The following is a 23,313-nucleotide window of genomic DNA, read 5'->3' on the forward strand; positions in this document are numbered from 1 at the left end:
TGTGTTAGGATCGCAAGGCTATTCTTGTGGGCGCTAAGCAATAGCGCCAGGTTTTCGGGATCCCCTAGGAGATACTGCCGTGGTTAAGAGTACCCCCTCCAGCAAAACCGATAGGGAGCAGCACCTGGATCCCGCTAGGCGGGGTCACTCCAAGGACAGTTCCACCGAGTCCAAGGGGATCTCGGGCTTCCTCCAAGAGACGCGGGCCGAACTGGCCAAAATTGCCTGGCCAAGCCGTCGACAATTGGTTAGCGAATCCATTGGCGTTTTGCTAATAGTGCTGGCCTTCGCCTCATTTATTTACCTGGTTGACCAGCTATTTGGCTGGGTAGCCACTCAACTGTTCTCGTAGCTTTAGGCAGGGGAGGGGAGAGGAGGTGAAGTATGAGCCCAGGGTTAGAGCAGCGGCGGAGACGCCGCAGAGACTACGTTGAGCCCCTAGAAGCTGCGGAAACAGAAACGACTGCGGAAGAAGGGGAAGGTCAAAGCCAGCGCAACTTGCGCTGGTACGCTGTCCAGGTGGCTGCTGGCTGCGAAAACAAAGTTAAAAGCACTCTCCTGCAGCGGGCAGCAGCCCTGGATGTGGCCGATCAAATCGTCGAAGTGGTGATCCCAAAGCGGGTGGGCTTCAAGCTGGATCGATCCGGCAAGCGCCAGGAGCAAGAGGAAAAGATTTTCCCCGGCTATGTGCTGGTGCGCATGGATCTCAACGACGACACGTGGCGGGTGGTGAAAACCACTCCCAATGTCATCAACTTCGTTGGCACGGAACAGAGACGGCCCTATGGTCGCGGTCGGGGGCATGTGACACCGCGGCCCCTCAGTCCCAGCGAAGTTCAGCGCATCTTCAGCACCGCTGAGGTGGAGGCGGTGCCCCTCAAGATTAACCTGGCCCCTGGGGATCGCATTGAGGTGCTGTCTGGCCCCTTCCAGGGGTTCTACGGCGAGGTGGTGGATGTCAGCCCAGAACGGGGCAAGCTCAAGGCTTTGATCTCAATTTTTGGGCGGGATACTCCAGTAGAATTAGAGCTTGGTCAAGTGCGAAAAGAGGTGTAACTGCGTCGCATGGCTAAGAAACTGGTGGCAGTAGTCAAGCTGGCCATCCAGGCGGGCAAAGCCACCCCCGCCCCCCCCATTGGCCCCGCCTTGGGTCAGCATGGGGTCAACATCATGGCCTTTTGCAAGGAGTACAATGCCAGAACGGCGGATCAGGCGGGCATGGTGGTGCCGGTCGAGATCTCCATCTACGACGATCGCAGCTTCACCTTTGTCCTTAAGACGCCGCCAGCCTCGGTGCTGATCAAGAAAGCCCTTGGCATTGAGTCAGGCTCCAGCGAGCCCCACAAAGTCAAGGTGGGATCCCTGACCCGCGCACAACTGCGCCAGATTGCCGAGCAGAAGCTGCCAGATTTGAATACCAACGATGTGGAGGCGGCGATGAGAATCATTGCCGGCACTGCCCGGAGCATGGGAGTAACGATAGTTGACTAGGGCTCCGCTAGCCCAGCTTGTTTGTCGTTTTGGGGGAGAGAAGTTCTCGCCAGAACCCCGAGGAGAAGTTATGGCTCGAAAACTGTCCAAACGCATGCAGGCTTTGCGGGAGAAGATCAAGCCCATCCCCTATCCCCCCGCTGAAGCCATTGCCCTCATGAAGGAGACAGCCACTGCTAAATTTGACGAGGCGGCTGAGGTTCACATTCGCCTCGGGATCGATCCCAAATATGCTGACCAGCAGCTGCGCTCTACGGTGGTTTTGCCACGCGGCACCGGGCAAGAAATTCGAGTAGCGGTAATTGCCCGCGGCGAAAAGGTGGTGGAAGCCCAGAATGCTGGGGCTGACCGAGTGGGGTTTGAGGATCTCATCGAGGAAATCAGCAAGGGCGTGATCGATTTCGACCTGCTGATTGCCACTCCCGATGTGATGCCCCAGGTGGCCAAGCTGGGGCGCCTGTTGGGGCCGCGCGGCCTGATGCCTTCTCCTAAGGGGGGAACGGTTACCATGGATCTGGCCCAGGCCATTAAGGAGTTCAAGGCTGGCAAGCTGGAGTACCGGGCGGACAAAACTGGCATTGTCCATTTAATCTTCGGCAAGTGTCAGTTTCCGGTTGAGGCGCTGCTGGAAAACCTAAAGGCGGTGCAGGAGTCGATTGACCGCAACCGTCCCCCTGGGGCAAAGGGCAAGTACTGGCGAACTATGCATATTTGTGCTACGATGGGTCCTTCTATTGAAGTTGACGTTAATGCCCTGCGGGAGTTAAAGTTGGTTGCCTAGGTCTGGCGTAATAAGGTAAGTTGACTAGGGCAAATTTTGGCCAGGGAGGGAGCCAAACGGGAAACCTTTCCACAGTTGAAATAGAGAGCCGAAGACAGCAGGCGCCAAGTGGCTTAATCTCCTGCCGAGGCTTGGGTAGAGTGGGAAAAATTCCCGAAGCTTATGCTTGCCCAAATGCGTCTCGGCGGAGGCTGGGGCGCATTCCTTTTGCAGTGGCAACCAAGTTACGGACAATCGAGGAGGTGAGCGCGTGGGCAAGCAATCCTTAGCAAAGAAAGCAGAGGTGGTCGATGAGGTTCGATCCCTGTTGCAAGCTAGCCAAATGGTGCTGGTCATCGACTACAAAGGTCTAACCGTTGCTGAGATGAACCAGCTGCGGGCGGAGCTGCGCAAAGCAGACGCCGTCTGTATGGTGGTTAAAAATACCCTGATGCGGCGGGCCGTTGCTGACCTTAAGGCTTGGGCAGGGATCCTGCCTTTCTTGTCCGGGCCAACGGCTTTTATCCTGATCCGGGGCAATATCGCGGCGGCCCTGAAGGCGTATCAAGACTTTGCCCGGCAAACCAAGAAGACTGAGTTTCGCGGTGCTGCCGCTGAGGGGCTGTCTCTGACCTTGGATCAGGCCAAGGCCATTGCTGACCTGCCGCCTAAGGAGGTGCTCCTGGCCCAAGTGGCAGGCAGCCTTAAGCTAGTAGCCACCCGACTGGCGGTTGGGCTCAATGCTGTGCCTAGCCAGGTGGCCCGCGGCATCCACGAGATCCCGGCCTCGCTGGCGCGGGCTGTGCGAGCCATTGCCGACAAGGAGGCGGCCTGAAGGCAGCCGCTTCGATGGGCCAACGGCTCAATTGCACCCTGCTACTTCTTGTTACCTAAGGAGACACAACCATGGCTTCAGAGCGTGTTCAAAGCATCCTGGAAGAGCTGAAGACCTTGACTTTGTTGGAAGCTGCCGAGCTGGTGAAAGCCATTGAAGAGACCTTTGGCGTCAGCGCAGCTGCACCGGTAGGCGGCATGGTCATGGCTGCTCCCGTGGCGGCAGCAGCGGCACCGGCACCAGCAGCGCCAGCTGAGCCGGTAGAGGAGCAAACGGCTTTTGATGTCATTCTCGAGGCTGTTCCTGCCGACAAGAAGATTGCCGTTCTTAAGGTGGTGCGCGAGCTAACCGGCTTAGGCCTAAAGGATGCCAAGGATCTCGTGGAAGCTGCCCCCAAAGCAGTTAAGGAAGGGGTCTCCAAGGAGGAGGCCAACGAGATCAAGAAAAAGCTGGAAGAGGCCGGCGCCACGGTTAAGATCAAGTAGTCGGAGGTGGGGAAGAGGCGTTTTTTTCCCTGCTCTCTGCCGAAGCTGCAAAAGAGGGGAGGGGCGGTTTGCCCCTCTTTTTTGCTGGTTTCTACCCCTCAAAACGGGTTGCCGGGGGGCTCGCGGGGGCTGCAACTTCGACCAGCGCTCATCGCCGGATGGGGAAAGAGCCCTCGTCAGGAGGTCGGAAACCATTACAATGGGTTACGGACGTTTGCCACCACCCCCCATGGACTTCGGAGTCGGATTTCTCTCCAACAATGTCATGCTGCCGATCCTGGATTTTTTCTACGGGATCGTGCACAGCTATGGTCTGGCCATCATCTTTCTGACATTGGTGATCCGCTTTGCCCTCTACCCCCTCAATGCCGGGTCTATCCGCAACATGCGGCGCATGAAAGTCATTAGCCCGGTGATGCAGCGGCGGATGCGAGAGATCCAGGAGAGGTACCGCGACGACCCGCAAAAGCTGCGCGAGGCCCAGGCCAAACTCTACAGCGAACTAGGGGTTAACCCGCTTGGGGGGTGCCTGCCGCTGCTTATTCAAATGCCAGTGCTGTTTGCGCTCTTTGCCACGCTGCGGGGATCCCCTTTTGCGGCGGTAACCTACGACGTCAACCTGCAGATCTTGCCAGCAGAGGTGGCGGCTGAGGTGGTACCCACTCCCTACGTCAGCTCCAGCAAGAACATCTTCGTCGCCGACTCAGTCCACAAGTCGGTGGTGCTGGTGGTGCCTAAGGGTACCAAGGTTGCCGTAGGGGAGCAGGTGCAGTGGATGCTGCAAGGGCCAGGGGGCAAACCCTTCGAGCAACTGGTAACAGAAGCGGGGGGAGACCCCAAGCTGTTGCAGCCAACTTTGAAGATCGTCAAGGGAGAGGAGCGGGTCCAGCTCCAGCCCGATGGCACCTTGCTGGCCCTGCAGCCGGGGGAGGTAGCGCTGCAGGTCTCGATTCCAGGCTTGGCCTCAGATACTGGCTTTCTGTTTATTGATAAGCTGGGCCGCGTTGGCGCTTTTGACCCCGATGGAACCGTCCACTGGGATATCATCGCCATGGTCGCCCTCTTTGGCCTTTCCATCTACCTCAACCAGGCCCTGACCAATACCGGCCAGGAGGATCCCAGCCAGAGCTCGATGGCCCGCATTACCCCGGTGCTGTTTTCGGCGATGTTTCTATTTTTCCCCTTGCCGGCTGGGGTTTTGCTCTATATCCTCGTCTCCAGCATTTTCCAGACGCTGCAGACCTTCTTGCTCTCGCGAGAGCCTTTGCCAGAGAGCCTGCAGCAGTTGGTGGAAGAGGAACGTCGCCGTGCTGCCCAGGTCAGTAAGGAGGTAGACCGAGCAGTAAAACCCAAAGCCGCTGGGGGAGCTCGGGAATCTTTGCCCTTTGAGCCCTAAGCAGTCCTCTGGCCGCTGGGTGGGTGGGCTTGCAGTTAACTGGTTGATAGTCTTTCAGCAGTTGGAAGCTGTTGGGATGAGCCACCCTGAGTCTTCTACAGGTTCCCCAAGGGGAGCCGCCGCTAAGAAATCCCACCCGCAGTTTGAAGAGACCGCTGCTCCTTTCCAAGCTAAGCTTTCTCCCGCCGAGCAGCGAGAACGGGCTAGAGAGTGGTTGCAGCAGGTGCTATCGGCCATGGGGATACCGGCAGCAGTGCGGGTAGTGGGCGAGGTGATTGAAATTGAGGCCAGTTCTCTCACGCCTGCGCAAAAGCAAGTCCTGCTTTCCAAAGTGCCCCCAGGGCCCGTCCCCAAGGAGACTAAAGTTGACGAAGAGCGTACCCCAGTAGTGCTGGATGCTTTGCAATATCTGGCCAACACCCTTCTCAACCTCAACCAGCCAGAAGACCAGCAACAACCCTATATCTTGGACCTAGACGGCTATCGGGAGCGCCGCTTGCAGGAGTTGAAGGCTTTGGTGGCTACGGCGGTGGAGAAAGTAAGAGCAAGTGGTCGGGAGTACGAGTTTCCCGAGCACCTTTCGGCTGCCGACCGGCGGCAAATCCACACGCTCCTCAAAGACCCTGCCTATGCTGACCTAGAAACCTTTAGCCGAGGTAAAGAGCCGGATCGCCGCTTGGTCATCCGCCGGGCCCCACGCCGGGGTAAGTGAGGGCGCAGCTAAGGGATCTCTCGAGGAAAATAGGGCTATGCTGAAGCCAATTCGTCTATCCGAGCTGCGGCAGCTGCCTGGCCCAACCCAGGAGGTACGGTTTCGGCAGTTTTTCGCTGGCTTTGAGAGCCTGACACCGGTGGAGGGATTCCTGCGGGTCAGCCACCGAGGACACTTTGTTGAGGTAAGGGCCCAGGCCCGCACCATCGTGACTCTCACTTGTCACCGCTGCTTGCAGCAGTTTAACCACCGGCTGGAGCTAGATGTTGAGGAGATCATTCTCATTCGCGAGCCCAACTCTGGCCCTCCACCCCTGGAGCTGGAACTGAAGGAGGAAGAGGATCTGCTGGAAAGCTTGCCCCCCAACGGTGAGCTGGATGTGGAGGACTTGATGCGCCAGTACCTGCATTTGGAGATGCCCACCCAGTTGCCCTGTCGCCCCGATTGCCTAGGTATTGTGGTGGAATCGGCTGCGCCGGCAGGGGATCCCCGCTGGGCGCCCCTGGCAGCTCTTCTCAAAGAGATCTCCTAGAAATACCGCTTCATTTGGATCCGGAAGCGGCCTTTTTTCGTCTCAACCACCTCTTCAATTTGCAGCCGACCCCGGCCGCGGATAGCAATCCAATCCTGAGGGCTAAGGAGGTAGCTGGCTTGGGTAACTGGCTTCCAGTTGACTCGTACTTCTCCCCGCTGGATCTCTTCCACCATTTTGCTGCGGGAGATGCCGAATCCGGCTGAAGCCACTGCGTCCAAGCGCAAAGAGGCTTCCACACTGGTAATGGACTTTACCCGCGGCGGCTGCACCTTTAATTGGTTGAGAGGGATGGAGCTAACCTTGACTGGCACACTGCGCACTTGCTTCAGGTTGAGGCTGAGATAGTCCACCAGTTCAGGTACCACGATAGCCTGCGCACCTGCTTCTCCAACTGCGAGAATGTCTCCTACCTTTTCGCCGGCAATTCCTGTTGCCAAAAGGGCTTCTAAAAAGTCGCCGTGAGTAGCTGGGTCGAAGAGAAAGTTCCCCTGAATTTCAATAGCCGCTAGCGGGATCCCTGCTGCCTCCACACCAAGCTCGGGGCGAGCCAGGGCCAAGCGCTGGCGCTCTGCCTGGGCATAGCCTCCCCAGGCCACCACCTGCAGTTCGGCTAGCTTGTTCAATCGGCTTTGGACGGCGGCAATCTCCGGCGGCGAGAGAAAATCGCTGTAGACCACCTGCCAAGTTTTCAGGGCCTGCTCTCCTAGGTCTAGGATGCGCGCCAAGGTTTCTCGATACTCCGCTCCTTTCAGTAGTTCGGCTCTGGGCAACATGGTGGGGCGCTTCAACCCTTGCGGTTCTGTTCCGCTTGCTACATGCTAAGCTGGATTAGGGTCCTGGCGGGCGTAGCCAAGTGGTTAAGGCAGAGGATTGTGGTTCCTCCACTCGTGGGTTCGAATCCCATCGTCCGCCCTCTCTACTCGCAGCTTAAGACCAGCGTGCCTACGGCGTCGATGCTGCCGGTCCAACCGGCTTCAATCACCACGGTAGCCTCCGGCATCTCCACAATCGCCGGCCCGCACAGTTGAAACCCCACCCCCATGTGCCGCCGATTGTAGACGGGCACCGGGCGCATCCGGCCCCCAAACCAGGCCTCTCGTTTCCCCTGGAGGGGATCCCCCGGCAAGGGTGGGGGGGCCTGCAGAGGGACACGAGGCAAGGCCTGCACCGCCCGTAGGCGCAACTGGATCACCTCCACCTCTTGGTCAGGATCCTGCCAGCCGTAGCGCTGGCGGTGGGCTTGGTGAAACCGCTGCTCGAGGAGGGAAACCGGATCCGATAACTGGGCTGGGATCTCCAGCTCGAAGGACTGGCCGCGGTAGCGCAGATCCAGACTCAAGGAGAGCTCCGGCTCTTGCAGGTCGGCTTGTGCCTGGCGGATGAGGGGCTCAGCCCACTGAGCCAGAAGGGATCCTCCCCCCTCCCCCTCTAGCTGCCGCAGCGGCTGCAGGACGGCCCGCCGGTAGTCCCGCCGCAGATCGGCCAAAGCCATGCCCAGCGCCGAGAGGACACCGGCAAAGGCCGGGATCAAGATGCGGCGGATCCCCAGCTCTTCTGCTAGAGCACAGGCATGCATGGGCCCAGCTCCGCCAAAGGCCAGCAGGGCAAAATGGGCGGGATCCAAGCCTCGCTCCACGCTGATGACCCGCAAAGCCCGTGCCATGGCCACATTGGCTAGGGTGCGAATGCCAACGGCCGTCTCCTCCAAACTCAAGCCCAAGGGCTCCGCGAGCGTTCTGAGGGCCTGGCCAGCCAAGTCTCGCCGTAGGCAAACGGCATCCCCCAGCCAGCCCCCATCCGGCAGGTAGCCCAGCCAGAGGTTGGCATCGGTTACCGTGGGAGCCGTTCCCCCCCGACCGTAGCAGGCCGGCCCAGGGTTGGAGCCGGCACTTTCCGGCCCCACCTGCAGCCCGCCCCCGGGTAGCAGGGAGGCCAGGGATCCGCCCCCAGCACTGACCGTGTGGATGTCGATCTGGGGCTGCTGCACCGGCAGGCCGCACACTACCGCTGACGGGGTAACCTGGGGGATGCCGTCTTGAATGAGGGCCACATCGGTGCTGGTCCCTCCCATGTCCAGGCTAAGCAAATGGGAGTAGCCACTCAGCTGGCCCAGGTAGGCCGCTCCGTAAACGCCGCCCGCCGGCCCCGAAAGCAGCGCCACCGAGGCGTGGGCTGCTGCCTGGGCAAGGGAAGTGACGCCGCCGGAGGATTGCATGATCAGGGGTTCGGGGATCCCTCGCTGCCGGCACCCCTGGGCCAAGCGGTGGAGGTAGCCCGCCAGCGCTGGGCTGAGGTAGGCATCAATGGCTGTGGTGCTGAAGCGCTCGTATTCCCGAAACTCTGGCGCCACCTCGCAGGAGAGGGAAACATGCAAGCTGGGAAAGGCCTGTCGCAAAGCCGCCCCCAAGCGCTGCTCATGCTCTGGGTAGAGGAAAGAAAACAAAAACCCCACTCCCACGGCGCGGATCCCATCCCGCTGTACCCGCTCCCCCACTTCCCGGACTACGCGCTGGATCTCCTCCTCAGTTAGCGGCTCGACCACGCCACTGGCGCTGCAGCGCTCCTTCACCTCCAGGCAGTGGTGGCGGGGCACCACCGGCTCCGGCTTGGGCTGAGTGAGGTCGTAAAGGGAAGGACGGTTTTGGCGGCCAATGGCCAGCACATCCCGAAAGCCCGCCGTGGTCAAAAAGAGAGTGGGGGATCCCTTGCGCTCCAGGAGAGCGTTGGTGGCCACGGTCATGCCGTGGCAGAACACGTCCACCTCAACTGGGCCCAGCTTGTCCAAGGCAGCGAAGACCCCCTCTTCCGGGCTAGGGGTGGAGAGGACCTTGGCCGTCCGGATCTGACCCTCCTGCAGCAGCACTAGATCAGTAAAAGTGCCTCCCACATCGATCCCCAGGCGGGTCGGGATCCCTCGTTGGCTGCCGACAGTGGACATGACTCGTGGGCGCAGGCTAACCCCTCCCTAGCTCTTTGACTCGGCTTCCAGGGGCTGTTCCTCCTTCTGCACAAGCTGACGGAAAGCCGGCTCGTCCAAGCGGTAGTCCCGCTGCTCGATGAGATCCCGGTCAGTAGAGTAGATGGTGTCCGCTTCCTGCACCACCTCCTGGCGGCGGAAGCGGCGGGCAAAGTCAAGCTTGCGCCGCAGCACCTCCGAGGGACGCTGCAGTTGCTCTTGCCAAAACCGCCGAATGCGATTGCGGCGCTCCACTCCCTGGTTGCGGAATTGCAAGGTCAACCAACGCACCGTGGGCACGGCCAAAAACAGCGTGCCGTAGAGGAAGAGGAATCCAATCAGCGGGTAGATAAACGCCAAAAAGGCATTGCTCCTAGCGGCAGCGGCCACCTCCTCCCGCGCCCCATAGAGAATGGCCGCCAAGAAGAAATTGAGCACACCCAAGCCGGCGGCTAGGGCCAGCTGCCCAGGGGTGGCGCGGCTAAACACCCAAGGTTTTTCTTGCAACACCTCGGGAAACCGCTGCCGTGGGCCTTCGGCGGCCGTTACCTGCAGCTCTGGAAAGCGATAGACGATATCTCCCTCCTCGCTTACCTCCGGCTGGCCGTCAAACTTGAGCAAAATGGGCAGCATGTAGTCTTCGTACTCCAGGGCGGGGGATCCCGGCTCCACATCCAGGTAGGGCAACACCTGCTCGGCGGCAATGACTCCCCCATTGGCACGGATGAGCTGGCCGATGAGGGCATAGCGTTCTTCTTCCAGGTTGGCATTGGGATCCCCGTCGCCAAACAGGAAGCTGTAGACCGCCTCGAGAAAGTTCATCTCCGCCTTTTCCTGTCGGGGTTGCGCCTGACCGGAATAGCTCTCGTAGGGACCCCAGAAGGGGTTGCCTACCCACAGGTCGGGAACGTAGAAGAGCCCCACCCCTCCCGAGCGGCTGCGGCTATCCTCCTCACGGCTGCTCCTACTGCTCTGCAGAGCCATCAGGGCCAGAGTAATGAGGACAATTGACACTACCAGCAGGATGCCAAAGGAAATGCGCAGGCCGTAGAGAAACCCTCCCCAAAGCCGGCGCCGCAGGGCTGCCAGCCGGTCCTGTTGCTCCTTGCGCTGGAGAATGCTGCGAAAGTCGGGCGGGAAAACGTAGGCGATCTCTCCCTGCCGCGAAACCTGAAGATGCCCCCCTGCCTTTTGGGCCAACTGCAGCAACTCTTGCTTGGCCTCCTCTAAGGCCAGGCCTGTGGCGGAGGCGATGTCTCCCAGCGTAACCCGCAGGCCTAACCGCTCTACTGCCTCCATAACCAAAGTCTGTGCTGCCACCGTCAACCCCCGCTTCTGCCTGCTGTTAACCCGCCAGCTCCCTGTTTCCAGTATCTCTCCTGTGCTGGGCATCGGCGAGAGGATTCCCTCTTGGCAGCCGCTGAGCTAGGGCAGCCAGGCCAGGGTTGCCAGCAAGGCCGAGAGGATTCCAATCAACACCCAATTCAGCCGTTGGGTATTCACCAAGGGAGCGGCCTGGGAAGGGAGGGGAGCGGGGGACGTGGGCCGAGATCCCCGCGGGCGAGGGCGTTCATCGACTAGAAGTCGGCTTTTGGGCTTGGCCTCTTCCAGGTGGCTGAGATCGGGGATTTGGATCGACCACTCCGCTGGGCGGCGTAGACGGGGAGCCTGCCAGATGCTCAACACATAGCGCGCCTGTTGGGCAAGCTCGGGATCTGGACTATATAGCAAGCTCTGCACTAGGCGGACGGCCTCCTCGGTTTCTCCAAGCGCCTCCTGGGCTAGGGCTTGCCAGAGCCGCAGCTGGCCTGCCTGGGGATAGCGACCTTGGGCCTGTTTGGCCTCCTCCAAAGCTTGCCGGTATTGTCCCCGCTCAAAGCTGGCTTGAATTCGGGCCAGGTATTGGGGCAAGGGCAAGTCTGGGGCCGGGATCGACTCGGAGTCCACGCAGCCTCCCTAGGTCAGCTTTTGTTCCACCCCAAACCCCACCAGGAGTACCTCCTGCAGCGGCTGGCCTTGAGGTGGGCGCCGGTAGTTGAGGATCTGCCGCAGGCGCAGGCGGGGGTTGAGCAGGGTGATGGTATCTACGGAAACAACGTGGGTGTAGGTGGTGGTCATCACCAGTTGCAGGGATCCCGGATCAAAGCGGAAGTCGGCCACCATGGGCCGCTCTTCCTCATAGGCGCGATCGCGCAGGTAGTCGCCTTCCAGCCCGCGGGGGCCCTCTCGCCGGGGCACAAACAACATGTTTAGCTCTTGCCCGACCTCCTCCCCCTTTTCGGAGACAGTCTCAAAGGCAAGGTGAAAGCCCAGGAAGCCGTCGACGCCGTGGTTGGGGTAGTTGTTGTCGGCCAGGACCTTCTCCTTGAGCTCAGGGGTGAGGGTGCGAATGGTGAACTCGGTGCGCGAGCGCTCCACCTCCCCTCGATCCAGGTAGTGATAGGTGCGCTCGGTGTGCCAGGCGCCAATACAGCAGTTAAAGAAGTGGTGAAACTGTTGGAGGGCGTTCATGCCAAAGGGCTCGAGAGCAGGGCTGAGTTGACACCAAGCCCGATCCTAAACCGAATCGAAGACAAACAGGCACCCCAATCCCTGCAGCAGATGCCTCAGGTGGGGATCCCCTGGGCCACGGACAAAGTCGCCCCCAGCAGTTCCAAAGCCCGCTGCAACTGGCGATCCTCAGGGCCGCCCAGGGTTTCTGCCGTTAGGGGAACGGGGCCCTCGCCCACCACCACATCGGGCTGGATCCCTTGGCGGTGAATGTCGCGGCCGTTGGGGGTGAGGTATTTGGCAGTCGTCACGGCCAGCCCTGAGCCATCTGCCAGCTCCATCAGGGATTGGATCAGCCCCTTGCCGAAGGTGCGCGTTCCCACCAGTTGCGCCCGCCCGCTGTCCTGCAATGCCCCCGCCAAGACTTCGCTAGCGCTGGCACTGCCTTGATTGACCAAAACCACTAGCGGCGCCTGGGTGAGAATTTCGCCAGTGGCAGGAATGCCTTCTAGAATGCCGTGGCGATCCTTCACCAGCACGATGTTGCCTTTGGGGATCCAAAAGCGGGCAATCTCAATGGCCGCCTGCAGCAGTCCTCCGGGGTTGTTGCGCAGATCCAGGAGGTAGCCCCGCACCCCTCGGGCTTCTGCCGCCTGGATAGCCTGGCGCACTTGAGTGGCTGCATTGCCGTTGAACTGGCTGAGGCGGATGTAGGCCACCAATCCCTGGGGCAGCTCAAAGAAAGCCGTGCGCACCGGGTTAATGAGGATTGACTGCCGCACCAGCTCCACCTCCCAGATGCGCCCCTGCCGCCTTAGCCGCAGGCTAACGGTTGTACCGCTAGGGCCGCGCATGCGCTCTGCCACCTCGTCCAAGCTCAGCCCCGCCACTGGCACCTGATCCACTGCCAAGATCTCGTCCTGGGGCTGGATCCCGGCCCGCTCGGCAGGGGTGCCCTCCATGGGAGCAATAACCCGCACTGCCCCCTGCTCGTCGATGGCAATCTGCAGGCCAACACCGCTCAGCTCGCCGGCAGTAGAGGTCTGCAGACTGAGGTAGTGCTCCCGATCCAAAAAGCGGGTGTAGGGATCCCCCAGGGTGGCCAACATCTCTTCAATGGCCCGATAGGTTTCCTGACGATTCTTCAAGGGCCGCGCCAGAAAACGCTGCCGCACCTGCCACCAGTTTTGTCCGTTAAACCCCGGATCCACGTAGGCCCGATCCACATAGGCCCAAGCCTGGGCCAGCAGTTGCTGCTCTTCTCCCCAGCGGCTGGCCTGAGCTTGGTAGGCATCAGTGCCTAAACTTGCCCAGAGCAGGCACCCCAGCAGCAGAATGCGGAGAACCCAGCGGATCCCCCACTCTTTCTTCTTTGGCTTTGGCGCAACCATAGACGGCAAGACGCTAAGAAAAGTTAAGGAATATGAACAAGACGCAATATCGAAACCTGTTTTGCCAGCGAGAATGCGGATTCCTGCCCCCGAGCTGAGCCTAACTTAAGGAAGTCGTTAACAAATTGTGTTACAGTGCTGGTTGAGGTGGGGCTGTCCTCCACCGTGGAGTGACTTTCTCCCGCCGGGGAGATACCGAGAAATTGGAAAGAAAGGTACCATGGGCAAAGTTTACGATTGGCTAGACGAGCGGCTAGAGATTACGCCCTTCGTCGACGACGCAACCGGAAAATTCATCCCGCCGCACGTTAACATCTTCTATTGCCTTGGCGGCATCACGCTGGTGTGCTTTCTCATTCAGTTTGCCACCGGCTTTGCCATGACGTTCTACTACCGTCCGACGGTGGCCGAGGCCTTTGAGTCGGTCAACTACATCATGACCCAGGTCAACTTCGGCTGGCTGCTGCGCTCCATCCACCGCTGGAGCGCCTCCATGATGGTGTTGATGATGATTCTGCACACCTTCCGGGTTTACCTGACCGGTGGGTTCAAAAAGCCCCGCGAGCTGACCTGGGTAACTGGCGTGATCTTGGCGGTGCTGACGGTTTCTTTCGGGGTTACGGGCTACTCTCTGCCCTGGGATCAGGTGGGCTACTGGGCAGTCAAGATCGTCTCGGGAGTGCCCAGCGCTATCCCAGTGGTGGGTGATGCCCTGGTTCAGCTTATCCGCGGTGGCGAGGCTGTTGGCCAAGCTACCCTCACTCGTTTCTACAGCTTGCACACCTTTGTCCTGCCTTGGCTGACGGCGGTCTTCATGACCATGCACTTTTTGATGATCCGCCGCCAGGGCATTTCTGGACCCTTGTGAGCCAGGGCTGGTTGGATCCCCTACTTTCCCTTGCTCAACCCTTTTGCCCCAGATAAGGAGAACTGCTATGCCTCTCTCGAAGCAAGCGCTGGCAACTGAGGTTATTACACGCAAAGTTGACCTGGACAACCCCAAAGTTTTGGCCAAGCTGAAGAAGAACATGGGCCACATGACCTACGGGGAGCCCGCTTGGCCCAACGACTTGCTCTTTATGTTCCCGGTGGTCATCCTGGGCACCATTGGGGTGATTGTCGGCCTGGCGGTTATGGATCCCGCGGGTGTAGGCGAGCCGGCAGATCCCTTTGCCACGCCCCTGGAAATTCTTCCCGAGTGGTACCTCTACCCTGTGTTCCACATTTTGCGCGTTGTTCCCAGTAAGCTGCTGGGCATTGCCCTGATGTTGGCTATTCCCGTGGGCCTCTTGTTTGTGCCTTTCATTGAAAACGTCAACAAGTTCCAGAACCCGCTGCGCCGTCCAGTGGCAACGACGGTGTTTTTGATTGGCACTTTGGTAACCCTGTATCTAGGCATTGGCGCCACTCTGCCGCTGGACAAGTGGGTTACCCTGGGCCTGTTCTAGAGAGCCGAATATTGATAACTCTAGGTGCAGCAGGCTGATGGCCAAGCTGCACTTTTTTTAGGGGAACTTTCCCGGGGGACTTTTCGGCAGACCTTGGGCAAGGGGATGGTAATATCGCTACGCACTCCTCTTGCGGGGATCGCCCATGAGCGTTTCTTCTTCTGCTGCTCAAACCTATCGGATTACTGCCCTAGCCGGCGACGGAATCGGCCCTGAGATTATGCAGGTGGGTCGGGCAGTTTTGGACGCCGTTGCCGCTCAGATGGGGTTTTCCCTCCAGTGGCAGGAGGGCCTAATTGGCGGAGCAGCCTACGAGGCCACGGGGGATCCCTTGCCCCCGGAGACCTTGAAAATGGCCCAAGAAAGCGATGCCGTTTACTTGGCAGCAGTTGGCGACTTTAAGTACGACACCCTGCCGCGCCAGAAGCGACCGGAGCAGGCTTTGCTGGGCTTGCGGGCCGGCTTGGGGCTATTTGCCAACTTGCGCCCCGTGAAGATCTTCCCCCAACTGGTGCAGGCCTCTTCCCTAAAGCCGGAGGTAGTTGCTGGGATCGACCTGGTGGTGGTACGCGAGCTCACCGGCGGCATCTACTTTGGTCAGCCCCGCGGGATCTTTGTCGATGCCCAGGGATCCCGCCGCGGCGTCAACACCATGGCCTACAGCGAGGCCGAGGTGGATCGTATTGCCCGCGTAGCTTTTGAACTGGCCCGCAAGCGACGGCGCAAGCTTTGCTCGGTGGATAAGGCCAATGTGCTGGAGGTGTCGCAACTGTGGCGGGAGCGGGTTACCGCCATTGCCGCCGAATACCCTGACGTAGAGCTTTCCCACCTCTATGTCGACAACGCGGCCATGCAGTTGGTGCGCTGGCCAAAGCAGTTTGACGTCATCCTAACAGAAAACCTCTTTGGGGATATCCTCTCCGACGAGGCGGCCATGCTAACTGGCTCCATTGGCATGTTGCCTTCTGCCTCTCTGGGAGCTACCGGCCCAGGCCTCTATGAGCCAGTCCATGGCTCAGCTCCGGATATTGCCGGCCAAGACAAGGCCAACCCCATTGCCCAGGTGCTTTCTGGGGCAATGCTACTGCGCTACTCCTTGGATCAGCCCCAAGCTGCTGACCGCATCGAACAGGCCGTCGAGGCGGTTTTGGCTCAGGGCTACCGCACCGCCGACATCTACTCGGAGGGGATGACCCTGGTCGGCTGCCGGGAAATGGGGGAAAAGATCCTGGCTGCCCTGGCTCAGCTGCCCGCCTCCTAGCAGGTGTCTCTCAGCCGTTGAGAGCTGGCCCCCTAGGTAAAGCGATGGCTAAGCTGGATGGGGTCGTGGACAGTGATCTTCTTCTTGTGGATAGAAATGTAGTTTTTCTTGCGCAACTCTCCCAAGAGACGGGTAATGGTGACGCGGGTTGATCCGATGGCTTCGGCAATAGCCTGGTGAGACAGCTTGAGGTCGATGGTTACGCCATTGGGGCCAGGCACCCCGAAGTCGCGGCAGAGGATCAACAAAAAGCTAACTAGGCGGGAGGCCATGTCGCGGTGGGCCAGGGTTTCAATCATCATCTCTGTCTGCAGGATACGGGAAGCCAAGCTCTTAAGCAGCAACATGGCCAGCTCAGCGTTCTCCCGTACAGACTTTTCCACCTGTTCGATGGGCAGAGAAAGCAGCTCGACGCGAGTAAAAGCTACGGCGTGATAGAAGCGGTCGGAGCGCTGCCCGGTAATGAAGGAGAGCACACCAAAAATACTGTTCTCCCGCAGGAGGGCAACGGTAATTTCTTCCCCCCTTTCGTACACCCGCGAGAGCTTAACCGCCCCTTTGACCAAAAAGTAAACCCGCTCCGCCGGATCGCCGGGGAGAAAAATGGTCTTGCCGCGTTCATAAGTCTCGATAACCGGAGGATGGCGAGATCCTCCTAACTGCTTAAAAGCTGCAATGAGAGATTTTTCTGCGACGGCCACCACGAGATTCGTCAACCTTTCAAGGTCAGTTTATCTCTAGGATCAACCCCAGAGGTTAGCTTGGGGCACCTGGATCGAGCTGCCCACGACTCGAAGACTACCCTAAACTTAAGAGACTCTGCCTGGATATCTTTGTAGCCAGAGCTACGTTCCTTTGTTGCGACAAGGGAAGGTTGTATGGGGATCCCGCCGGCTGAGGTTGCTACTCCTTCTCGCCCTGGCCGTCAGCACTTTACGGTGCGGATGCCAGAGCCAGCCAGTCACCTCTTGGAGGTGGAGCTGCAGATTCGCGAAGTGGAACCAGAGGTGCCCCTGCGGCTGCGGCTGCCAGTGTGGACGCCGGGATCCTACCTAGTGCGGGAGCATGCCCGCCATGTACAGGAGTTTCAGGCCCTGAGCGAGCAAGGGAGCCCTTTGGCCTGGCGAAAGGTTGATAAAAACACCTGGGAGGTAGACCCACCTGGGTGTTCGGCGGTTACAGTCCGCTATCGGGTCTATGCCTATGAGCTGACGGTGCGCACCAACCATCTGGATCTCACCCACGCCTATTTCAATGGGGCGGCGCTCTTTCTCTACGTGCCTGGCCGCGAGCGGGAGCCCTATACGCTGACCGTGATCCCTCCCCACCCCGACTGGCGCATTGCCACCAGCCTGCGGCCCCTGGCCTCTCCTTCCCCAGGGGATCCTAGCGCTGGCCAGTCTTTCTTTGCTGAAGACTACGACGAGCTGGCAGACAGCCCAGTGGAAGTGGGCTTGCACCAGTTGCGCTCGTTTGCAGTGGAAGGGATCCCGCACTACTTCGTAGTCTGGGGAGCGGGCACCCTGAATTTGGATCAAGCAGTGGCCGATGCCGAGAAAATTGTCCGAACCACGGCAGCGTTTTTTGGCGGGCTGCCCTACGACCGCTACTGGTTTATTGTGCATTTGTCGGCCGGGGGATTTGGTGGCCTAGAACACAAGTACAGTGCCACCCTCAACTATTCTGGACTAGAGCTGCATCAGCCTCAGTCCTACCGCCGCTTTTTGGCGCTGCTGGCCCATGAGCTTTTCCATGCTTGGAACGTCAAGCGGCTGCGCCCTCTAGCTTTGGAGAAAATTGACTACAACCAAGAAAACTATGTGGACTGCCTCTGGTTCTGCGAAGGGGCAACCAGCTACTACGAAAATGTTATCTTGCTACGAGCAGGGATCCTCAGTGCCAAAGAGTTTCTGCAGATCCTATCTGAGCAAATCAGCCGGCTACAGCGCACGCCAGGTCGAGTCGTACAATCGCTGCAGGAGGCCAGTTTCGATGCTTGGATCAAGCTCTACCGCCCCCACGAAAATAGCCTCAACAGCCAGGTTTCCTATTACCTCAAGGGCGCTTTAGTCTGCTGGCTGCTAGATCTGCACATTCGCCACCTTTCAGGGGGGCGGGGATCCCTGGACACGGCCATGCAGGATTTGTGGCAGCGCTTTGGCCGGTTTGAGAAAGGCTATACTTACCAGGACTTGCGGGAGGCCTTTGAGCGAGCAGCCGGTGTTGACCTTGGGCGCTTTTTTGCCGCCTACGTGGAAGGCACGGAAGAACTGGACTACAACGCCTACCTCCATCCGTTTGGCCTCACCCTCAAGGCCCACTTTAGCCGCCCCAACCCTCCTCCCTACCTGGGCTTGAACTTCAACGGCGAGGGCAACCGCATCAGCGCCGTCGAGATGGGCTCCCCGGCTCAAAAAGCAGGCATCTGGGCTGGCGACGAGCTGGTGGCTTTGGATGGCTTTCGGGTAAGCGCCGCCACCTTGCCAGAGCGCCTGGCAGCCTATCAGCCCCACCAAACCATCTGTCTTAGCATCTTCCAAGGCAATCAGTTAAAGCACTTTTGGATCCCCTTGGATCCACCCCGCCCGGATGTGTACACCCTCGAGGCCTTGCCTGAGCTCACTCCCGCCCAGAAAGCGCTCCAACAAAGCTGGTTGGGATCCCTTCTGGCTCAAGAGTAAGCAGGAGGTAGCAATGCTTTAAAACCTTCCTAGCTGTTCACAACTCCTGAGTTAGGTTAAAGAAAATAGGATCAAGGGAAGATGACTCTGCTTTTAGGTCTTCTAATTGGATTGGCTATTGGTTTCTGCCTGGGCGTTTATACCTGTAGGCTCACTCAAAGAGCTAATAGTCAGTTACTGGATGAGATTCTAAGAAAGTTACAAGCTGATCTTGAGGGCTTCAAACTTCATATCTCAGAAAGTCTGTCCGAAAGTTACCAAAACTTCCTTCAGCATTTAGCTGGGTACAGAAGTCAGCTAGTTAAGAACATAAGTAACCAGCAGAATATCCTGAGCAGGCTATTAGAAAGTACAGAAAAAATTTCCCAGAATCTAAGCTCAAGTTCTAGCCTTCAAAAGACGAAGGAAACTAACGAGGGAACTGCTGGCGCGCGACTCAAGAGTTTGCCGCCAGGGACGATTAGCCAGTTTGCCGCCAGGGACGATTAGCCTTGAACAGGTGAAAATAGGGGTATTTCTGTGGTCTAGGAACATAAGGATGAAGAACCTGATCCCATCTAGTAAAAAAGCCGATGCAGAAGGAGAACTCGATAACAAGCTGAACTGGATATCAAACCTTATGGGTCAGAGGTACTCGCTGATCGAGAAGCTTTACAAAGAAATTAAATCTGGCATTGGAGAAGAAAAGGCCTTAACTCTTTGCTTAAAAGGCAAATCCCCGGAAGTGATAAGTTATAGCTGCCAACTTGCTTCCACTCTACATAAGGTTAATTTCTTAGAGGAATATAACTACTCAAAATCCTCCAAAAACCTGAGGGTAAAGCTAAGCAAGTCTCCAGAGGCAATCAAGTTCCTATCTGGAGATTGGCTGGAGAGATATGTCAAACAGCAACTGATCAAGTTTGCTAGAGAGCAGGGACAGAAGATCGATTTTTCCTACATCGCAAATGCGGAAGTTACTTTGCCCGACGGTAGCGACTTTGAGATCGATCTCTTCTTTCACATTAACGACCGATTCTACTGGATAGAGTCGAAGACCGGCAGCTATAGAGACTGTATAGAGAAGTACTCTTGGCTCGCCTCCGAAATGGGTCTCGGCCCAGATCAAGTCTTTCTGGTCTTGGCAGATGTTGATCAAGAGACGAGAAGTAGGATCTACTCCTCCTATAACCTTTCAGCTATTAGTGTCGAGGAGGTTGAGTCTCTGCTGTACAGAATTGTGAGGAGGTAGGCCCAGTCTAAGCTACCACCTTGACAGCCTGCTCCATACACCACCAGGGATCCTCCGCAAAAGCCGGCATGGGCGTGCTGCCCGCCTTGCCCAAGATGGCCAGCCGAACTTCCCGATCCAGCCGAGATCCCGATCCGTAGGGATCCTCAGAGGGGGGCTCCAGTCTTTGCCCCAGAGGGGGCATTGCCATGATGCCCGGCTGCATGCCAGTAGCGCTGACCCAGATTTTGAAGCGATCCACCGCTGTCTCTGCCCCTTCGGGCAGTTGCATCTGCAGCAGATAGCGAGGGCCAGAGCCGACCAACACGCTTTCGCTGGGGCGCAGGCGAGTAGGAAAGTCCGGCTGGTAGGGATAGACCAAACCGACGCTGCACTGCCGTTCGTCAAAGACTATTACATAGACATGCACTGGGGTGAGAGCCTTATTGTGCAAGGCGATGGCGAGGTTGCGGCCTGCCTGGATTTGCAGCTGGCCTTGGGGATCCCGCGGCAGGGGTCTGACCTCGGCGGGCCTGGAGCCGCTGGCTGGCGTTTCCAGTTGCAGAAACTCCACTTCCAGGACATTGCTTAAGGCGTCGCTAGCCGGTTGCAGGTTGAGGAGGTTGTCGAAGGCGGCCACGTGCTCCAACAGCCGCACAAGCTTGCGGGGCAGAGCCTGCAGCTTTTTCACCGGGATGCGGACAGCCGCCAGGGCCACGTCTTCTCCGCGGCGGTAGAAGTAATAGGTTGCATCCGGCAGCATCTCTACCCGCAGAGCCGCCGTTTCCGGTTCAGTGTGGGCCAGAAGCGGCGAGGCCGGCAGAGCCGCTACCAACTCGTCAACAGAGATCGGCACTTGGCTGGGATCTGCACAGGTGAAGGCCACCCGCAACGGCTGGAACCGGAAAGATGACATGGGCAATCCTAGAACTCGGCTCCAGAACCTCCAGATCGGCAGGCTAAGCTTTATGCTAGCTGTTGTCGCAAAGGCCAATCCTAGCTGCTGGAGATCCTGAATTTGCAATTAAACTTAACACTCCAATGAAGGGAAAGGGAAGCCAAAATCCTGTCTGCAAGTGATCCCGCAATGGTCTATCCTTAGATCCGGGTGTCGGGTTTGTCGCTGGAGCAAAGCTGACGCCCTTTTTGAAGTCATTGATGGAGACCCATGTTTAGCAAATCCTTTTCTTTGCAGAAAGCGCTGGCAGCGGCGCGTCGGCGGCTGTTGATTTGCATTCTGGCGCTGGGGCTGGCTGGGTTTGCTGGGTGGCCGGCCCTGGCAGCTAGGCAGATCCCTCCGGTACCCCTGTCGCCAACTGAAACCATTACTTTTACCGAGGCGCAACTGGCCCGCGGCAAGCAACTTTTTAACAAAACCTGTGCCCAGTGCCATGTGGGGGGTCAAACCCTTCCCAACCCAGATGTGACCTTGAAGCTTGAGGATCTGGCGGGGGCAACACCTCCTCGCGATAACGTGCTGGCAATCGTGGACTACATCAAAAACCCAGTCACCTACGACGGGGTAGAGTCCCTGGTGGAATACCATCCCAACACGCAGCTCTTGAGCGAGTATCCCCGCCTGCGCAACCTTACCGAGGAGGATCTGAAGTTAATTGCTGGCTATATCTTGGTTCAGGCCAAGACGGTGCCCGGCTGGGGCGGCACCAAGAGCGAATCCCACAGTGACCTCTCGGCCTATCTCTGATGCCTGGGCAAACTCAAGGGGCAAAGCGGTGGCGGATCCCTCAGCCGGCCTAGAGGTGGGCGGGGATCCTGCTCCTAGTTTGGCTGGGGTTGGCTAGCCCAGCGCTGGCCCGCGTGGATCCCTACGTGAGCCAATATCTGCGGGCAACTGGGCCGGTAGAGCTGCCCTGGGATGCGGAGGGACACACCCTTACCTTTACTCCGGAGCAGCTGAGCGACGGGAAAAGCCGCTTCCAATCTGCTTGCTTGAACTGCCATGTGGGCGGCTCTACCCTGCCCGCTCCCAACATTTCTCTCTCGCTGAAAGACTTGCGCGGTGCCACTCCGCCCCGCGACACCATCCAAGCTCTTGTCGAGTACCAGCGGGATCCCCGCAGCTACGACGGCAGCAAGCCTAGCTACGGCTGCCGCCCTGTGCCCCCCTCTTGGATGGATGATGAGGCGCTGCGCAACCTAGCTGCCTTTATCCTGAGAGCCGCTCAAGTGGCCCCCGGCTGGGGATCCAACACCTTCAACTAACCCCGTCCTGCCCCCCGGCAGGGATTGGTGGTAGCCTAGGGGAGAGGGAAGGTTGAGGTCATGCTCCAAAACATCCGCTCCCTGCTCCTAGGGCTGTGGATCCTGGCCTTGGGGATTTTCCTGGTCCAAAACTGGGGATCGGCAGCGGTGGTTGTTGTAGCTGGACAGGCTGGCCCTGCTGTACCTCTGTCGCTGGTGCTCTTGATGGCTTATGGAGTAGGAGTGGGCTTGGGATTTTTGTACGTGGGATCCTGGCAGCTCCACGAGCGGGCGTTGCAGCGCCAGGCCATTCGCAAGCTCAATCAGCTCCTCGACCGGGTGCGCTTTTTGGAAGCGCAGCTACTTCCCCCCGACCACTATTTGCCACCAGATTTGCCGGATCCTGAGACAGGCCGCTATTCCTATTCCAATATCCCGCCGGAACGCATTCGCGAGCCTGCCCCCGAACCCAGCGAACCTGAGGACGATGCAGCAACAACCCCCAGCTGGCGGATTGTCCGGCGGCCTTACTCTGCTGAAGAGGAGGAAGAATGGGATTCCTAAACTGGTGGAGATCGTCTCCAGCCCCCGCCCCTGAGCCCGCCCCCGAACCCCAGGGGCAGAATAACTACCTGCTCATCGTGCTAGACAGTTGCCGCTTCGACAGCCTGCTGGCGGCTAAGCCCAAGCACTTGCTGAAGCTAGGTCCTCTGGAAAAGCGCTGGAGCTACGCTTCCTGGACAGCTCCTGCTCACTACAACCTGCTCATGGGCCTGCTGCCCCATACCAGCCCCACCCACGTTTTTGCCTCCGAACACTACAAGCAGGAGTATTTGCGCTACAACGAGCGCCTCGGCACCCGGCAGCCGATTGAGTTCAAGCATCTGCTGCCTCACCTCTACCTGCCAACGCTCCTGAAGCACCAACTGGGCTACACCACCCACGCCCTGGTCTCCATGCCGGTGCTCAATCCCAGCACTCTGCTCAATCGCGACTTCGATTCCTACCGTCTCATGCCCCGGCACAACGACATGGCGGCTATGGTGGAGCAGTTGCGCTTTGATCCGGATCGCCCTAGCTTTTACCTGCTCAATGTAGGCGAAACTCACTATCCCTACGCCCTGCCCGATGAGGATCCCAGCGCGTGGCCCCACATTTCGGGGGTCAACGGGGTGCTCAAGCGGCTGGATGAAGGGAAAGAGGAGGGGATCCCTTTTTTCAGCGCCGCCCAGTTGGAGGAGCTGCGGCAGCGGCAGATTGAGTCGGTGCGCTACTTAGACGGGGTCTTTGAGCAGCTGTTCGATCTAGTTCCCAAAAACACCTACATCACGGTTACAGCCGACCACGGCGAACTGTTTGGAGAGGGGGGCTACTTCGGCCACGGCCCCATCCACCACGAAAAGGTGTTGGAGGTGCCCTTTATCGAGGGCAAAATTCGCTAGGACAATGCCTATTGGAAG

General features: G+C 58.7%; 27 protein-coding genes, 1 tRNA gene and 1 other annotated feature. Of the genes, 20 read left to right on the plus strand and 8 right to left on the minus strand.

Annotated elements, in window-relative coordinates:
* Positions 1 to 79 precede the first annotated feature (79 nt).
* The 9 genes from secE to NW833_RS05475 all read left to right on the plus strand — a co-directional run bounded on the left by secE (position 80) and on the right by NW833_RS05475 (position 6,211).
* Positions 80 to 352: a preprotein translocase subunit SecE gene (secE, locus tag NW833_RS05435; RefSeq protein WP_414396486.1), complete on the plus strand. Its 273-nt coding sequence runs from the start codon at positions 80 to 82 to the stop codon at positions 350 to 352.
* Between the two features lie 32 nt (positions 353 to 384).
* Entirely contained in the window at positions 385 to 1,056 is a 672-nt protein-coding gene (gene nusG / locus NW833_RS05440; RefSeq protein ID WP_414405870.1) for a transcription termination/antitermination protein NusG, read from the plus strand.
* 9 nt (positions 1,057 to 1,065) lie between these two features.
* Positions 1,066 to 1,491, plus strand: coding sequence for a 50S ribosomal protein L11 (gene rplK, locus NW833_RS05445; RefSeq protein WP_414396490.1), 426 nt, complete (start codon positions 1,066 to 1,068; stop codon positions 1,489 to 1,491).
* A gap of 70 nt (positions 1,492 to 1,561) precedes the next feature.
* Positions 1,562 to 2,272: a 50S ribosomal protein L1 gene (gene rplA / locus NW833_RS05450; RefSeq protein ID WP_414396491.1), complete on the plus strand. Its 711-nt coding sequence runs from the start codon at positions 1,562 to 1,564 to the stop codon at positions 2,270 to 2,272.
* Positions 2,273 to 2,342: 70 nt separating this feature from the next.
* Positions 2,343 to 2,487: a sequence feature (ribosomal protein L10 leader region), on the plus strand.
* Between the two features lie 35 nt (positions 2,488 to 2,522).
* Entirely contained in the window at positions 2,523 to 3,086 is a 564-nt protein-coding gene (rplJ, locus tag NW833_RS05455) for a 50S ribosomal protein L10 (RefSeq protein ID WP_414396493.1), read from the plus strand.
* Positions 3,087 to 3,157: 71 nt separating this feature from the next.
* Positions 3,158 to 3,571: a 50S ribosomal protein L7/L12 gene (gene rplL / locus NW833_RS05460; RefSeq protein WP_414409825.1), complete on the plus strand. Its 414-nt coding sequence runs from the start codon at positions 3,158 to 3,160 to the stop codon at positions 3,569 to 3,571.
* A 229-nt stretch (positions 3,572 to 3,800) separates the two neighbouring features.
* Positions 3,801 to 4,967, plus strand: a complete 1,167-nt coding sequence (gene yidC, locus NW833_RS05465) for a membrane protein insertase YidC (protein ID WP_414411803.1) — start codon at positions 3,801 to 3,803, stop codon at positions 4,965 to 4,967.
* 76 nt (positions 4,968 to 5,043) lie between these two features.
* A complete protein-coding gene (locus NW833_RS05470; RefSeq protein WP_414411804.1) occupies positions 5,044 to 5,679 on the plus strand; it encodes a protein jag in 636 nt (211 codons plus the stop codon).
* Between the two features lie 37 nt (positions 5,680 to 5,716).
* Entirely contained in the window at positions 5,717 to 6,211 is a 495-nt protein-coding gene (locus tag NW833_RS05475) for a YceD family protein (RefSeq protein ID WP_414411805.1), read from the plus strand.
* Here NW833_RS05475 and NW833_RS05480 read toward each other — a convergent pair.
* Positions 6,208 to 6,987, minus strand: coding sequence for a photosystem II S4 domain protein (locus NW833_RS05480; protein ID WP_414411806.1), 780 nt, complete (start codon positions 6,985 to 6,987; stop codon positions 6,208 to 6,210). The two genes, NW833_RS05475 and NW833_RS05480, sit on opposite strands and share 4 nt — an antisense overlap.
* Positions 6,988 to 7,053: 66 nt before the next feature.
* Between NW833_RS05480 and NW833_RS05485 the strand changes: the two genes are divergently transcribed.
* Positions 7,054 to 7,126, plus strand: a tRNA-His gene (locus tag NW833_RS05485).
* Positions 7,127 to 7,130: 4 nt separating this feature from the next.
* On the opposite strand, the gene NW833_RS05490 is transcribed toward NW833_RS05485, so the two are convergent.
* The 5 genes from NW833_RS05490 to NW833_RS05510 all read right to left on the minus strand — a co-directional run bounded on the left by NW833_RS05490 (position 7,131) and on the right by NW833_RS05510 (position 13,051).
* Complete coding sequence (locus NW833_RS05490; RefSeq protein ID WP_414411807.1) at positions 7,131 to 9,152, minus strand: hydantoinase/oxoprolinase family protein; 2,022 nt, start codon at positions 9,150 to 9,152, stop codon at positions 7,131 to 7,133.
* A gap of 27 nt (positions 9,153 to 9,179) precedes the next feature.
* Entirely contained in the window at positions 9,180 to 10,490 is a 1,311-nt protein-coding gene (locus NW833_RS05495) for a hypothetical protein (RefSeq protein WP_414411808.1), read from the minus strand.
* Between the two features lie 105 nt (positions 10,491 to 10,595).
* Entirely contained in the window at positions 10,596 to 11,117 is a 522-nt protein-coding gene (locus NW833_RS05500) for a hypothetical protein (RefSeq protein ID WP_414411809.1), read from the minus strand.
* A 9-nt stretch (positions 11,118 to 11,126) separates the two neighbouring features.
* The gene (locus NW833_RS05505) at positions 11,127 to 11,681 is read right to left on the minus strand and encodes a phycobiliprotein lyase (RefSeq protein WP_414409833.1); all 555 of its coding nucleotides are present in this window, start codon (positions 11,679 to 11,681) and stop codon (positions 11,127 to 11,129) included.
* Positions 11,682 to 11,776: 95 nt separating this feature from the next.
* On the minus strand, positions 11,777 to 13,051 hold the full coding sequence (locus NW833_RS05510) for a S41 family peptidase (protein WP_414411810.1): 1,275 nt from the start codon (positions 13,049 to 13,051) through the stop codon (positions 11,777 to 11,779).
* Between the two features lie 220 nt (positions 13,052 to 13,271).
* Between NW833_RS05510 and petB the strand changes: the two genes are divergently transcribed.
* The 3 genes from petB (at position 13,272) to leuB (ending at position 15,760) form a co-directional block, all read left to right on the plus strand.
* Positions 13,272 to 13,919: a cytochrome b6 gene (petB, locus tag NW833_RS05515; RefSeq protein WP_414396519.1), complete on the plus strand. Its 648-nt coding sequence runs from the start codon at positions 13,272 to 13,274 to the stop codon at positions 13,917 to 13,919.
* A 67-nt stretch (positions 13,920 to 13,986) separates the two neighbouring features.
* Positions 13,987 to 14,499 carry a cytochrome b6-f complex subunit IV gene (gene petD, locus NW833_RS05520; protein WP_414396521.1) on the plus strand — a complete coding sequence of 171 codons (513 nt, stop codon included), beginning with the start codon at positions 13,987 to 13,989 and terminating at the stop codon, positions 14,497 to 14,499.
* Between the two features lie 145 nt (positions 14,500 to 14,644).
* On the plus strand, positions 14,645 to 15,760 hold the full coding sequence (gene leuB, locus NW833_RS05525; RefSeq protein WP_414405859.1) for a 3-isopropylmalate dehydrogenase: 1,116 nt from the start codon (positions 14,645 to 14,647) through the stop codon (positions 15,758 to 15,760).
* 32 nt (positions 15,761 to 15,792) lie between these two features.
* On the opposite strand, the gene ntcA is transcribed toward leuB, so the two are convergent.
* Positions 15,793 to 16,464, minus strand: a complete 672-nt coding sequence (ntcA, locus tag NW833_RS05530; protein ID WP_414396526.1) for a global nitrogen regulator NtcA — start codon at positions 16,462 to 16,464, stop codon at positions 15,793 to 15,795.
* A 174-nt stretch (positions 16,465 to 16,638) separates the two neighbouring features.
* Here ntcA and NW833_RS05535 point away from each other — a divergent pair, with 174 nt between their 5' ends.
* From NW833_RS05535 to NW833_RS05545, 3 genes are all read left to right on the plus strand, one after another.
* Entirely contained in the window at positions 16,639 to 18,441 is a 1,803-nt protein-coding gene (locus NW833_RS05535) for a M61 family metallopeptidase (protein ID WP_414411811.1), read from the plus strand.
* An 81-nt stretch (positions 18,442 to 18,522) separates the two neighbouring features.
* Positions 18,523 to 18,930: a hypothetical protein gene (locus NW833_RS05540; RefSeq protein ID WP_414411812.1), complete on the plus strand. Its 408-nt coding sequence runs from the start codon at positions 18,523 to 18,525 to the stop codon at positions 18,928 to 18,930.
* Between the two features lie 49 nt (positions 18,931 to 18,979).
* The gene (locus tag NW833_RS05545) at positions 18,980 to 19,672 is read left to right on the plus strand and encodes a hypothetical protein (RefSeq protein WP_414411813.1); all 693 of its coding nucleotides are present in this window, start codon (positions 18,980 to 18,982) and stop codon (positions 19,670 to 19,672) included.
* 7 nt (positions 19,673 to 19,679) lie between these two features.
* On the opposite strand, the gene NW833_RS05550 is transcribed toward NW833_RS05545, so the two are convergent.
* Positions 19,680 to 20,567 (minus strand): hypothetical protein, encoded by an 888-nt coding sequence (locus tag NW833_RS05550; protein ID WP_414411814.1) that lies wholly within the window; start codon positions 20,565 to 20,567, stop codon positions 19,680 to 19,682.
* Positions 20,568 to 20,819: 252 nt separating this feature from the next.
* Between NW833_RS05550 and psbV the strand changes: the two genes are divergently transcribed.
* The 4 genes from psbV (at position 20,820) to NW833_RS05570 (ending at position 23,295) form a co-directional block, all read left to right on the plus strand.
* On the plus strand, positions 20,820 to 21,356 hold the full coding sequence (psbV, locus tag NW833_RS05555) for a photosystem II cytochrome c-550 (RefSeq protein WP_414411815.1): 537 nt from the start codon (positions 20,820 to 20,822) through the stop codon (positions 21,354 to 21,356).
* Positions 21,357 to 21,424: 68 nt separating this feature from the next.
* Positions 21,425 to 21,874 (plus strand): photosystem II cytochrome PsbV2, encoded by a 450-nt coding sequence (gene psbV2 / locus NW833_RS05560; protein WP_414411836.1) that lies wholly within the window; start codon positions 21,425 to 21,427, stop codon positions 21,872 to 21,874.
* A 60-nt stretch (positions 21,875 to 21,934) separates the two neighbouring features.
* Positions 21,935 to 22,417, plus strand: coding sequence for a LapA family protein (locus NW833_RS05565; RefSeq protein ID WP_414396544.1), 483 nt, complete (start codon positions 21,935 to 21,937; stop codon positions 22,415 to 22,417).
* Positions 22,405 to 23,295 carry a sulfatase-like hydrolase/transferase gene (locus NW833_RS05570; protein WP_414411816.1) on the plus strand — a complete coding sequence of 297 codons (891 nt, stop codon included), beginning with the start codon at positions 22,405 to 22,407 and terminating at the stop codon, positions 23,293 to 23,295. The genes NW833_RS05565 and NW833_RS05570 overlap by 13 nt, the downstream gene beginning before the upstream one ends.
* Positions 23,296 to 23,313: the final 18 nt, after the last annotated feature.

This window comes from Synechococcus sp. O70.1 (assembly GCF_047462215.1).
Taxonomy (GTDB): domain Bacteria; phylum Cyanobacteriota; class Cyanobacteriia; order Thermostichales; family Thermostichaceae; genus Thermostichus.